Source organism: Actinomadura bangladeshensis (assembly GCF_004348335.1).
GTDB classification, from domain to species: Bacteria; Actinomycetota; Actinomycetes; order Streptosporangiales; family Streptosporangiaceae; genus Spirillospora; species Spirillospora bangladeshensis.
The window spans coordinates 1-11,578 of the sequence record NZ_SMJW01000245.1 but is presented as its reverse complement, the minus strand read 5'-3'; the positions used below and the strand labels follow the sequence as shown (position 1 = coordinate 11,578).

Here is an 11,578-nt window from a genome sequence, read left to right as displayed (position 1 = left end):
CGGTGGGGGCGTCCATGGGGCGGCCGAAGTGCCAGCCTTGGGCGGCGTCGCAGCCCATGTCGCGGAGGGCCTCGGCGGTGGCGGGGTCTTCGACGCCTTCGGCGACGGAGCGGAGGCCGAGGGTGCGGACGAGGTCGACGATGGAGCGGACGATGACGGCGTCGTCGGGGGATTCGGCGATGCGGCCGACGAAGGAGGCGTCGATCTTGATCTCCTCGACGGGCAGGCGCTTGAGCCGGACGAGCGAGGAGTAGCCGGTGCCGAAGTCGTCCAGGCTGAGCGGGATGCCGAGGTCGGCGAGGGCGCCGACGGTGTCGGAGGCGTAGGCGGGCTCGTTCATCAGGATCCGCTCGGTGATCTCCAGCTGGAGCGCGGCGGCGGGCAGGCCGCGGGCGAGCAGGCCCTCCTCGATGGTCTCGGCGAGGCCGGTGTCGAGGAGGTCGCGGCCGGAGGCGTTGACGGCGACCTGGACGGCGAGGTCCTCGCGCCACCAGGCGGCGGTCTGCGCGAGCGCGGCGGTGACGACGTGGTGGGTGATGGAGCGCATCAGGTAGGTCTGCTCGGCGATGGACAGAAACGCATCGGGTTCGAGGAGTCCCTGGTCGGGGTGCCGCCAGCGCAGCAGGGCCTCCATGCCGACGAGGTGGCCGTCCCGCAGCGAGACCTTCGGCTGGTAGAACAGTTCGAGTTCGGAGCGGTCGATGGCGCGGCGGAGGTCGCCGAGCATGCTGAGCCGGGCCGGGGAGTTGCGGTCCTTGGCCGGCGAGTAGATCTCGACGCCGGTGCGGGCCTCCTTGGCGTTGTACATGGCCACGTCGGCGCGCTGCAGGAGCAGTTCGAAGTCGGGCGCGTGGTCGGGGAACAGCGCGATGCCGACGCTCGCCTCCAGGTCGAACGACATGCCGTCGAGGCGGACGGGTTCGCTGAGCGCGGCGCGCAGCCGGGCGGCGACCTCGCGGGCGGCGGCCTCGTCGCGGACGGTCGGCAGCAGCACCGCGAACTCGTCGCCGCCGAGCCGCGCCACGAGGTCGCCGGGGCGGACGCTGTGGGTGAGCCGGTGCGCGACGAGCTGCAGGAGCCGGTCGCCGGTGGGGTGGCCGAGGGTGTCGTTGACCTCCTTGAACCGGTCGAGGTCGAGGAGGAACAGCCCGGCGCGGTGGTCGGACGGGTCGGCGGTCTTGCGGCGGGCGAGGCGGCGCCGCTCGGCGCCGCGTCTCTCCGCGCCCCGCGCCGTGGCGAGGGCCTCCTCGGTGCGGACGATCAGCAGCTTGCGGTTGGGCAGCCCGGTCAGCCCGTCGTGCAGGGCCTGGTGCTCGCGCCGCACGGACACCGACGCGTTCATGTAGACGGCGATGAACGGCAGGACGATGAGCGGCACGAACAGCGCGGACCGGTCCATCGCGACGACCATCAGCGGGGCCAGGCCGAGCAGGGCCAGGTGGACGAGCACCTGGTAGGCGAGGTCTATGCGGAGCGCCTTGACCAGCGAGACGCGCGCGTGCAGGGCGACGGCGGAGCCGACGAGGGTGTCGTTGCAGGCGAAGTAGACGGCGCCGGCGAGCGCGATCGCGGGCAGGTCGGAGCCGTGCGGCACCCACAGGTCGGACGGGGTGGCGAGGTTGCCGAACAGGGCGAGGACGAGCTGGGCCGCGGCGAGGCTGAGGGTGTACTGGGCGGCGTTGAAGGCGATCCGGTGCGGGGCGCGGCCGCGGAAGATCCCGCAGGTGATGACGGCGATGGCCTGCAGGGCGGCGGCGATCGGCAGGCCGGCGTACAGCAGCGCGGCGAACGAGAACGTGGTCGAGGTGGTGGCGCCGTTGTTCTCGGTGGAGCCGGGGGTGATGATCGGGCGCAGCTCGCCGAACACGATGAAGCAGCCGAGGATCCAGAACAGCGGCGTGCTGACGAGCGCGTCCAGATCGGCGGAGCTCAGCCCGGAGAACGCGGCCCCGCCGGCCGTGACGCCGAGCAGGATGACCACGACGAAGTAGATCCACAACGGGGAACCACGGCGCGGGGCCGTGTTCCGTGTGTTGTTCGGGTCCTTCATCACATCCTCGGGGGGTTCGGGGGGCCGTCCCCCGGCACCGGGCGTCCCCGACCTCGGGGGACGCCCCCCGGGTGTTACGTCCGGAGATTCAGGTACAGGTCGTGATGAGAGGGAGGGTACGGCCTCCGCTCAACTTCGCGAAACCGTTTGCGTACGTTCCGTTATGCCGTTCCGTACCCGCCGCTCATCGTTGGGTAACTGGAGTGTACCCCTGAGTAACGCGAACCTGGTGAGACCCCCATGATCACGCGGGGTCATTCATCGGCGCGCAAAGTCACGTTTTTGGCCGCATCCGGCCCCTCGGCGAGCAGGACGCGGAAGCCGTCCTCGGCCAGGACGGGCACGCCCAGCTTGACGGCCTTGTCGTACTTGGACCCGGGACTGTCGCCCACGACCACGAAGCCGGTCTTCTTCGACACCGACCCGGACACCTTGCCGCCGAGCCGCTGCACCGCCTCGGTCGCCGAGTCCCGGCTGTACTCCTCCAGCGAGCCGGTGATCACCACGGTGACGCCCTCCAGCGGGCGCGGGCCCGCGGCGCCCTCGTCCTCCATCCGGACGCCGGCGGCCCGCCACTTGTCGACGATCTCCCGGTGCCAGTCGACCGCGAACCACGTCTTGATCGACGCCGCGATCGTCGGCCCGACGCCGTCGACCGCCGCGAGCTCCTCCTCGGTCGCGTTCGCGATCGCGTCCATCGAGCGCATCTCGCGGGCCAGGTCGCGCGCCGCGGACGGGCCGACGTGCCGGATCGACAGCGCCACCAGCACCCGCCACAGGGGCTGCCGCTTGGCCTTCTCCAGCTCCTCGAAGAGGATCTCGACGGTCTTCTTCGGCTCGCCCTCCTTGTTGGCGAAGAACGACACGACCTTCGGCTCACCGGTCTTCGGGTCGGTCTTCGCCGTGCCCGTCTTGGAGTCGAGCACGATGCTGCGGATCGGCAGCAGCCGGTCGACGGTCAGGTGGAACAGGTCGCCCTCGTTCCGCACCGGCGGGTCGGACGGCTCCAGCGGCTGCGTCAGCGCGGTCGCCGCCACGTATCCGAGCGCCTCGATGTCGAGCGCGTTGCGGCTCGCGACGAAGTACAGGCGCTCGCGCAGCTGCCCCGGGCAGTACTGCGCGTTCGGGCACCGGATGTCGGCGTCGCCCTCCTTCTCGTACGCCAGTTCGGTGCCGCACTCGGGGCAGTGCTGGGGCATCTGGAACTCGCGCTCGGAGCCGTCCCGCAGCGCGGTCACCGGTGCGACGATCTCGGGGATGACGTCGCCGGCCTTGCGCAGCACGACGGTGTCGCCGATCAGCACGCCCTTGCGCTTGACCTCGCCCGCGTTGTGCAGCGTGGCCCGGTCGACCGTCGAGCCCGCCACTTTCACCGGCTCCATCACGCCGTACGGGGTGATGCGCCCGGTCCGCCCGACTCCGACCTTGATGTCGAGGAGCTTGGTGTTGACCTCCTCGGGCGGGTACTTCCACGCGATCGCCCAGCGCGGCGCCCGGCTCGTCGACCCGAGCCGCCGCTGCAGCGCGAACTGGTCGACCTTCACCACGACCCCGTCGATCTCGTAGGCGGGGTCGTGCCGGTTCTCGCCGTACTCGTCGATGTACTCGCGGACGGCGTCCATTCCGCCGACGACCTTGTACCGGTCGCTGACCGGCAGGCCCCAGCCGCGCATCATCTCGTACGCCCCGGACTGGCTCTCCGGGTACGTCCCGCCCCGCCAGGCGCCGAACCCGTGGACGAGCATCCCGAGCGGACGGTGCGCGGTGACCCGCGGGTCCTTCTGCCGCAGCGAGCCGGCCGCCGCGTTGCGCGGGTTGGCGAACGGCTCCCGGCCGGCCTCGACCTGGGCGGCGTTGACCTGCTCGAACCCCTCGACGGGCAGGAAGACCTCGCCGCGCACCTCCAGGACGTCCGGCCAGCCCTCCCCCGCCAGCCGGTCCGGGATGTCGGCGATGGTGCGGATGTTGTTGGTGACGTCCTCGCCGGTGCGCCCGTCGCCGCGGGTGACCCCGCGCGTCAGCCGCCCGTTCTCGTAGACCAGCGCGATCGCCAGCCCGTCGATCTTGAGCTCGCACAGGTAGCCGGCGACCTCGCCGACCTCCTTGACGACGCGCTCGTCCCACGCGAGCAGCTCGTCGGCGCTCATCGCGTTGTCGAGGCTCTGCATCCGCTCCAGGTGCTGGACGGTCGCGAAGTCGGTGACGATCGGCGCGCCGACCTTCTGCGTCGGCGAGTCGGGCGTGACCAGTTCGGGGTGCCCCTCCTCCAGCGCGCGGATCTCCCGCATCCGCTCGTCGTAGTCGGCGTCGGTGAGCGTCGGCTGGTCGAGGACGTAGTACCGGTAGTTGGCCTCGTCGAGTTCTTCGGTCAGCCGGCGGTGCCGCTGCCGGGCCTCGGTGGGAACGCCGTCGCTCATGGTCATGCCCTTATTCTCGCCGCCGCGTCCGACATTATGAGCGCTCCTCAGTCGGCGGCCTCGTAAAGCATGCGGGCCGTTTCACGGCACCGCTTGAGCGCTTCCCGGACGTACCGGGGCGATGCCCCAGCCATGCCGCAGGCCGGAGTGATCACGACCTGTTTCGCGATCTGCGCGGGCGGGAACCCGAGCCGCCGCCACAGCTCCTTCACCGGCTCCCCGGTCGCCTGGAGGGACGGCAGGACGGCGTCGGTCGCGGGCACCGCGCCGAGGAACAGGGCCGTCCCCGCGTCGATCGTCTCCCCCACGGCGTCGTCGTCGCGTCTCGGCACCAGCCGCAGATCGACCGAGATCGCCTTCGCGCCGGCGCCGCGCAGCAGCGCGTACGGGACGTTGCGGGCGCAGCAGTGCACGACGGGGTAGGCGGTGCCGTCCTCGCAGGCCGCCTCGATCACCGCCCGGAGGACGTCCTCGGCGACGGGCTCCTCGATCGCGCGCAGCCGGGAGAACCCGCTGGCGGTGGGGACCGTCCCGGCGAGGACGGCGGGCAGGCCCGGCTCGTCCAGCTGCAGGACGATGTCCGCCGCGGGCAGCCGGCGGCGGACGTCCGCGACGTGCGCGGCGACGCCCTCGGCGAGCGAGGCGGCCAGGTCGCGGACGGCGCCCGGGTCCTTCAGCGCCCGGTCGCCGTGCCGCAGCTCGATCGTGGACGCCAGCGTCCACGGCCCGCACACCTGGATCTTGAACGGGCCGTCGTGCCCGCCCGCGACCTCCTCCAGGACGTCCAGGTCCCGCGCGAGATGGTCGCGGGCGCGCAGCGTGTCGCGGCCGGGGCGGTCGGAGAACCGCCACCCGGACGGCTCGACCCGCACCGGCATGTCGATCAGCAGCCCGGCCGTCCGCCCGGTCAGGTCGGCGCCGGGACCGCGCGCGGGCAGCTCCGGCAGGTGCGGCAGCTCGGGCAGCTCGCCGAGGACGACCCGCAGCGCCTCCGCGGGGTCGGTCCCCGGATAGGACCCGACACCGGTCGCCGTTGCGGCCCGCCAGGGATAATCGGTCACACCGGAAAGCCTAGCGGCGCGGTGATCACACCAGTTCCGCGAGCCGGTCCAGGTAGCGGAGCGTGTCGCCCTCCGGCTCGGTCTTCAGGTTGAACAGCACCTCGTCGACGCCCGCGGCCTCCAGTTCGGCGACGGTCTCGCGCCTGCCGGGCACCCCGAACACCGTGACCGGCACCCGGCGGCCCGCCCGCTCCCGCAGCTCGGCGATCTGCGCGGCCAGCACGTCCGTGCCGCGCCCGTAGATCGGCATCCAGCCGTCGCCGAACTCGACGACCCGGTCGAAGGTCGTCGGCCCGGCACCGCCGATCATCACGGGCGGGTGCGGGTCCTGGACGGGCTTCGGGTAGGAGAACACCGGGTCGAAGTCGACGAACTCGCCGTGGAACTCGGCCTCGTCCTTCGTCCACAGCTCCTTGACGGCCAGCACGCGCTCGCGGAGCAGCCGCATCCGGGTGGTGGGCTCGGTGCCGTGGTTGCGCATCTCCTCCCGGTTCCAGCCGGCGCCGACACCGAGCACGGCGCGCCCGCCGGAGACCAGGTCGAGGGAGGCGACCTCCTTGGCCAGGATGATCGGGTCCCGCTGGATGACGAGGGCGATGCCCGTCCCGACGCGGAGCCGCTCGGTCACCGCCGCCGCGGCGGTCAGCGCCACGAACGGGTCGAGCGTCCGGTAGTACATCCGGGGCAGTTCGGCCCCGCCCGGCCACGGCGACTCCCGCTTCACCGGGATGTGCGTGTGCTCGGCCAGGAACAGCGACCCGAGCCCGCGCTCCTCCAGCGCGCGCCCGAGCGCCGCCGGCCCGATCCCGTCATCGGTCACGAACGTCGAAACACCGAACTCCATGTGCCCACTGTAGTGCCCTTGGCGTCGGGCCCTGGGGGCCCTCCTTCGGCGGGCACTACGGTGCGATCGCTGCATCGCTTCGAACTCGCCTTGGCGGCTCGCTGCGCGATCAGGTTTCTCGCTTCGCTCGCAACCTGCCTTCGGACGCGATCGCAGTGGTTCCGGTTGTCGCGGGGTTGCGGAGGTGGCTGAGGTCCGTGTTCAGTTCCGTGCCTGGGTCAGGCGGGAACAGTGGCGGTTTCCGCGATGGTGGATGAGGCCAGGACGCGGTCGGCGTCGTAGAGGACGGCGGCCTGGCCGGGTGCGACGCCGCGGGCGGGCTCGGACAGGCGGATGCGCAGGTCTTCGCCGTCCTGCTCGGCCGTGCAGGGGTAGACCTCGCCGTGGGCGCGGAGCTGCACCTCGCAGGCGAACGGGCCGCCGCGGGGCTCGCTCAGCCACACCGGGCGCTCGCCGGTGATCTCGCGGACGTCCAGGTCCTCGCGCGATCCGACGGTCACCGTGTTCGTCACCGGCGAGATGCCGAGGACGTAGCGGGGGCGCCCGTCCGGGGCCGGGGTGCCGAGCCGCAGGCCCTTGCGCTGGCCGATCGTGTAGGCGTAGGCGCCGTCGTGCTCGCCGACCTCGTTGCCGTCGGTGTCGACGATCGGGCCCTTGGCCGAGCCGAGCCGCTCGGCGAGGAAGCCGCGCGTGTCGCCGTCGGCGATGAAGCAGATGTCGTGGCTGTCGGGCTTGTCGGCGACCTGGAGGCCGCGCCGCTCCGCCTCCCGCCGGATGTCGGCCTTGGCGGTGTCGCCGAGCGGGAACAGCGCGTGCGCGAGCTGCTCGGGCGTGCAGACGGCCAGCACGTACGACTGGTCCTTGCCGGCGTCGACGCCGCGGCGCAGGACGCCGTCCTCCAGCCGGGCGTAGTGGCCGGTGCAGACGGCGTCGAAGCCGAGCGCCATCGCGCGGTCCAGCAGCGCGGCGAACTTGATCTTCTCGTTGCAGCGCAGGCACGGGTTCGGGGTGCGGCCGGCGGCGTACTCGCTGACGAAGTCCTCCACGACGTCTTTGTGGAACCGTTCGGCGAGGTCCCAGACGTAGAAGGGGATGCCGATCACGTCGGCGGCGCGGCGGGCGTCCCGGGAGTCCTCCAGGGTGCAGCAGCCGCGCGCCCCCGTGCGGTAGGACTGGGGGTTGCTGGACAGGGCCATGTGGACGCCGGTGACGTCGTGCCCGGCCTCGGCGGCGCGGGCGGCGGCCACGGCGGAGTCGACGCCGCCGGACATGGCGGCGAGTACACGCAAGGTCATAGTCCTTCGAGCGTACGCGGCGCGGCCCGGTCGGCAGTCCGCATTTCCGCGTACGATTGGGGCCGCTATGGGAATCTTCCGACGTCCGCGCGAGGCGTCCGCCGTCGCACCGCCCGCCATCAGCGAGTTCTGGGAGTGGTGGGCGCAGGCCCGCCCGACGATCGAGGCGTCGCTGGCCGCCGGGCCCGAGCCCGACGCGCCGGAGGCCGCCGCGCCCGGCGAGGGGTTGTCGGCGGAGACGATCGAGGAGCTGTCGCGCCGCGTCCACAAGATCCACACGGGGCTGCAGTGGGAGATCGGCGGCGCCGACGACCGGAACCCGTCACTGACCGTGACCGGCGGCGGCGACCCGGGGCTGCGCGGGGTCACCGAGCGCTGGGTGCGGGCAGCGCCGACCGGCGGCGCGGCCGCCGGGTGGAGGTTCTACCCCGCGCGCCAGGCCGACCCGGAGATGCTCAACCAGGACCTCATCCTCGGCGACCACGAGTTCGACCTCGAGTACGTCCGGCTGGGCATGCGCGCCGACACCGACCGCGCCCGCGTGCACATCACCGCCTACCACCCCGACTTCCTGTTCGTCGCCGAGGAGCAGCAGCTCCAGGTGGCGCTGAACGTCCTGTACTGGGCGCTCGGCGAGGACGATGTGGCCCGCTGGATCGGCGAGGTCGCGATCGCGACGGAGTCGCCGATCGACTCGCTGGCGCCGTCGATGCTGCCCGCGGTCGTCGAGCAGGTCGCCGAGCCGTTCGCCGAGCCCGCCTGGCTGACCGGCGAGGGCCGCACCCCCCGCGGGCACCCCGCGCGCCTCGGTGCCCGGTTCCCGCTGCACCGGCAGGACTACCCGCTCTGCGACCTGCACGTGGCGATCACCGTCCCGTACGCCAACAGCAACCCCGACAGGCTGCCGGTGGAGCCGTCGGCGGGCGCGCTGCGCGCCTTCGAGAAGAAGCTGAACAAGCTCGGCGACCGCGCGGTCCTCGCCGTCCGGGAGACCGGCGACGGCCTGCGCGTCTTCCACCTGTACGCCGACCCCGACTCGGGCGTCATCTCCGAGCTCGACCAGCTCGCGGCCGGCTGGCCGGAGGGCAAGGCCAAGGTCGCCTCCACGGCCGACCCGGGCTGGAAGGCCCTCGCGCCCTACCAGCCCTGACGGGTCGCGTCCACCTTGCGCCAGCGGGCCTCGCAGAACGAGTAGAGGCCGAAGGTCAGCACGCCCGCGGCGACCGCCGCCAGGCCCCAGGGGCCGGCCGGTGTGTCGGCGAACTCGCGGAGCGCGCCGTCGAGCCCGTGGGCCTTCTGCGGCTGGAAGCTGATGGCGGCGTAGGCGAGGAAGGCGCCGACGGCGACGCCGACGAGGCCGCGGGCGGTGCCGCCGACGATCCCGAACGGCTGGACGAAGCGGCGCGCGGCCTCGCTCATCGCGGCGGTCTCCAGCTCCTCCATGAACTGGCGCCGGACGCCGTTGACGACCACGACGGCGCCCCAGATCACGAAACCGGCGGCGATCGCGAGGACGAGCCACCGGCCGCCCGGCTCGCCCATCAGCCGCGCGGTGAGGGTCTTGGACTGCTGATCGCTCGACGTGCCCTGGTGGCCGAGAAGGAACGCGAGGGTCCCCGCGCAGCCGGCCGAGTACATGACGCCGCGCACGCCCGAGGTCAGCCGCTTGTGGGGTTTGTCACCGTCGGAGACGGGACGTCCGTACACGGCTTCGGCGTACTGCCAGAGGGCGAGCGCGGCGAAGCCCGCGATCATCAGCCAGAGGACGGCCGGGCCGCCGGGCTTGTCGGCGACCGCCTGCAGCGCGCCCTTGCGGTCGGCCTCCTTCCCGCCGCCTCCGAAGGCCACCTGCAGGGCGAGCCAGCCGATGAGCAGGTAGAGGAGGCCCCGGGCGACCAGGCCGACCCGTGACATGCGGTGAAACCAGGGGTGTCCAGCCGCCTGCTTGATCCCGTCGCGCACATCCGTCGTCACGGGCAACGCTGTCCCCGTTCAAGGGACGGTCAAACCAGGACAGATCAGCTGAGCCCCGCGCGGCGGGCGCGTTCGACCACCGGACCGATGGCGTCGGCGAGGGCTTTCACGTCCGCCTCGGTGGAGGTGTGGCCGAGGGTGAAGCGCAGCGATCCGCGGGCGCGTTCGGGGCTCGCATCCATCGCCAGCAGGACGTGGCTCGGCTGCGAGACGCCGGCCGAGCACGCGGACCCGGTGGAGCAGGCGATGCCGCGCGCGTCCAGCAGCATGAGCAGGGCGTCGCCCTCGCAGCCGGGGAAGGAGAAGTGCGCGTTGCCCGGCAGCCGGTCGGCGGGGTCGCCGTTCAGGACCGCGTCGGGCACCGCGGCGCGGACCTCCTCGATCAGCCGGTCGCGCAGCTCGGCCAGGCGGCGCGCCTCGGCGTCCCGGCGGGCGACGGTGGCCTGCACGGCGGCGGCGAACCCGGCGATGGCGGCGGTGTCGAGCGTCCCGGACCGGACGTCGCGCTCCTGCCCGCCGCCGTGCAGCAGCGGTACCGGGTCGAGGAACACCGGCTCCTTCGGCTTGGCGAGCAGCAGCGCGCCGACACCGATCGGGCCGCCGAGCTTGTGCCCGGTGACCGTGAGGGCCTGCGCTCCGCTCGCCCCGAACCCGATGGGCAGCTGCCCGGCCGCCTGGACGGCGTCGGTGTGCAGCGGGACGCCCCGCTCACGGGCGGCGGCGGCGAGATCGGCGATGGGCTGGACGGTCCCGACCTCGTTGTTGGCCCACATCACGGTGGTGAGGGCCACGTCGTCGCCCTCGCCGAGCGCCTCGCGCAGCACCTCGGGGCGGACGCGGCCGAGCCCGTCCACCGGCAGCCAGGCGACCTCGGCCCCCTCGTGGTCGGCGAGCCACTGCACCGCGTCCATCACGGCGTGGTGCTCTATGGCGCCGGCCAGCACGCGGGTGCGGGCCGGGTCGGCGGCCCGGCGGGCCCAGTAGAGTCCTTTGATCGCGAGGTTGTCGGCCTCGGTGCCGCCGGAGGTGAACACGACCTCGCTCGGCCGGGCGCCGAACGCCTCGGCGATGATCTCCCGGGACTCCTCGACGACGCGGCGGGCGCGCCGCCCCACCGCGTGCAGCGAGGACGGGTTGCCGAGCTCCCGCAGTTCGGCCGTCATCGCCTCGATGGCCTCGGGCAGCATCGGGGTCGTCGCCGCATGGTCGAGGTAGGTCACCACGCGGTCAACAGTATCCGCGCCCGCCCTGTTCCCCACCGGTGGCCGGGGGGTTGCGCGGATGCCGGAAATGTCGCGCGGGCACCGGGAATAGCGCACCCGCCGGCCGGGTTGCGTTTGTGTACCGTCCAGCCGGTACAGTGGAGGGGTCATGAAGAGGGAAGCGCTGCTGGACGCCGCCGAGGCCGTCCTGTCCGAGCAGGGGACGCAGGCACTGACGCTCACCGCGGTCGCCGACCGCGCCGGCGTCAGCAAGGGCGGGCTGCTCTACCACTTCCCCACCAAGGAGGCGCTGGTCCGGGCGATGGTGGCGCGGGTCATCGAGGAGTTCGACGACCTGATCGCCACCTACATCGACTCCTACGGGGACGGCGCGCCGAGCGCCTACACCCGCGCCTACGTCGAGGCGACGTTCGAGATCCTCACCGGCGAGGCCCGCGCCTACCGGCGCTGGTCTGCCATCACGGCCGCCGCGGCCGACCCGGAGCAGGCCGAACCGCTGAACGCGGCGATGCGCCGCTGGCACGGCCGCGACCCCGCCGAGGACCCGGACCCGGGCACCGCGATGGTCGTCCGCCTGGCGGCCGAGGGCCTCTGGGAAGTGGTGAGCCACGAGCCGGCCCTGTACGACGCGCAGCAACTCGAAGCGCTGAAACACCGCCTCCTGGCCCTCCTGAAGCCCTGACCCGAGGCGCCCCGGCGCCCCGCCCCCTGACC

9 protein-coding genes are annotated in these 11,578 nt (G+C 72.8%); 2 read left to right on the top strand and 7 right to left on the bottom strand.

All coding sequences use genetic code 11. From position 1 onward, the window contains the following. From E1284_RS32630 to mnmA, 5 genes are all read right to left on the bottom strand, one after another. A partial coding sequence (locus E1284_RS32630) for a putative bifunctional diguanylate cyclase/phosphodiesterase (RefSeq protein WP_341770443.1) occupies positions 1-1,999 on the bottom strand: 1,999 nt, incomplete at its 3' end. A gap of 305 nt (positions 2,000-2,304) precedes the next feature. Next, entirely contained in the window at positions 2,305-4,473 is a 2,169-nt protein-coding gene (gene ligA / locus E1284_RS32625; protein ID WP_131944012.1) for an NAD-dependent DNA ligase LigA, read from the bottom strand. A 41-nt stretch (positions 4,474-4,514) separates the two neighbouring features. Next, positions 4,515-5,528, bottom strand: coding sequence for a methionine synthase (locus tag E1284_RS32620; RefSeq protein ID WP_131944011.1), 1,014 nt, complete (start codon positions 5,526-5,528; stop codon positions 4,515-4,517). Between the two features lie 25 nt (positions 5,529-5,553). Continuing rightward, positions 5,554-6,372, bottom strand: coding sequence for an LLM class F420-dependent oxidoreductase (locus E1284_RS32615; protein WP_131944010.1), 819 nt, complete (start codon positions 6,370-6,372; stop codon positions 5,554-5,556). A 218-nt stretch (positions 6,373-6,590) separates the two neighbouring features. Continuing rightward, positions 6,591-7,667 carry a tRNA 2-thiouridine(34) synthase MnmA gene (gene mnmA, locus E1284_RS32610; RefSeq protein WP_131944009.1) on the bottom strand — a complete coding sequence of 359 codons (1,077 nt, stop codon included), beginning with the start codon at positions 7,665-7,667 and terminating at the stop codon, positions 6,591-6,593. 67 nt (positions 7,668-7,734) lie between these two features. Here mnmA and E1284_RS32605 point away from each other — a divergent pair, with 67 nt between their 5' ends. Beyond that, positions 7,735-8,817: a DUF695 domain-containing protein gene (locus tag E1284_RS32605; protein ID WP_131944008.1), complete on the top strand. Its 1,083-nt coding sequence runs from the start codon at positions 7,735-7,737 to the stop codon at positions 8,815-8,817. On the opposite strand, the gene E1284_RS32600 is transcribed toward E1284_RS32605, so the two are convergent. Next, positions 8,805-9,581 carry a DUF1206 domain-containing protein gene (locus tag E1284_RS32600; RefSeq protein ID WP_131944007.1) on the bottom strand — a complete coding sequence of 259 codons (777 nt, stop codon included), beginning with the start codon at positions 9,579-9,581 and terminating at the stop codon, positions 8,805-8,807. The two genes, E1284_RS32605 and E1284_RS32600, sit on opposite strands and share 13 nt — an antisense overlap. 104 nt (positions 9,582-9,685) lie before the next feature. Further along, on the bottom strand, positions 9,686-10,861 hold the full coding sequence (locus E1284_RS32595) for a cysteine desulfurase family protein (protein WP_131944014.1): 1,176 nt from the start codon (positions 10,859-10,861) through the stop codon (positions 9,686-9,688). A gap of 151 nt (positions 10,862-11,012) precedes the next feature. On the opposite strand from E1284_RS32595, the gene E1284_RS32590 reads away from it, so the two are divergent. Further along, on the top strand, positions 11,013-11,546 hold the full coding sequence (locus E1284_RS32590) for a TetR/AcrR family transcriptional regulator (RefSeq protein WP_131944006.1): 534 nt from the start codon (positions 11,013-11,015) through the stop codon (positions 11,544-11,546). Positions 11,547-11,578: the final 32 nt, after the last annotated feature.

Coding starts and splice junctions, on each gene's coding strand:
- ligA (WP_131944012.1), bottom strand. CDS start 4,473: ATGACCATGAGCGACGGCGTTCCCACCGAGGCCCGGCAGCGGCACCGC.
- E1284_RS32600 (WP_131944007.1), bottom strand. CDS start 9,581: ATGTCACGGGTCGGCCTGGTCGCCCGGGGCCTCCTCTACCTGCTCATC.
- E1284_RS32615 (WP_131944010.1), bottom strand. CDS start 6,372: ATGGAGTTCGGTGTTTCGACGTTCGTGACCGATGACGGGATCGGGCCG.
- E1284_RS32590 (WP_131944006.1), top strand. CDS start 11,013: ATGAAGAGGGAAGCGCTGCTGGACGCCGCCGAGGCCGTCCTGTCCGAG.
- mnmA (WP_131944009.1), bottom strand. CDS start 7,667: ATGACCTTGCGTGTACTCGCCGCCATGTCCGGCGGCGTCGACTCCGCC.
- E1284_RS32605 (WP_131944008.1), top strand. CDS start 7,735: ATGGGAATCTTCCGACGTCCGCGCGAGGCGTCCGCCGTCGCACCGCCC.